Annotated in this window: 1 protein-coding gene; it reads left to right on the top strand. The window is 44.4% G+C overall.

All coding sequences use genetic code 11. The features are described from left to right. Window positions 1-480, top strand: a 480-nt coding sequence (locus ABWV45_RS15495; RefSeq protein ID WP_353352625.1) for a hypothetical protein, incomplete at both ends; no start/stop codon positions are given.

The following is a 480-nucleotide window of genomic DNA, read 5'->3' as shown; positions in this document are numbered from 1 at the left end:
CCAGATTGTAATGCCACCTGCCAAAGTAGCTCAGGCTTAATCTTAGATGCCTATCTGCAAGATCAAGACAACGATGGTATTACGGATACCCTTGATGATGATGATAATAACGATGGCATCGTGGATGCCGATATTGATGGCGATGGTTTAATCGACATTACATCGTTACATCGCTTAGATGCAATGCGTTATCAGCTAGACGGTATCGGCTTACGTCTTACCACTGATGCCGGTCTAGATTTTTCTGGCTGTTCAATTGTGATCCATCAAGGTATCGCACAGCGTCGCTGTCATGGATATGAGTTAGTAACGGACTTGGATTTTGATACCAACCACAATGGTGTAGTTGACACCAATGATGATTATTGGAATGACGGTGCAGGTTGGCTGCCTATTGGTGACTCAGCTCGCTATTTTACAGCAGACTTTAACGGTAACGGTCATGTGATTCGTCATCTAACCATCAACCGCCCAAGTACT

Source organism: Oceaniserpentilla sp. 4NH20-0058, from assembly GCF_040371755.1.
In the GTDB taxonomy this organism is placed as follows: domain Bacteria; phylum Pseudomonadota; class Gammaproteobacteria; order Pseudomonadales; family Oceanobacteraceae; genus Bermanella.
This window is presented reverse-complemented; position numbering and strand designations above follow the sequence as displayed.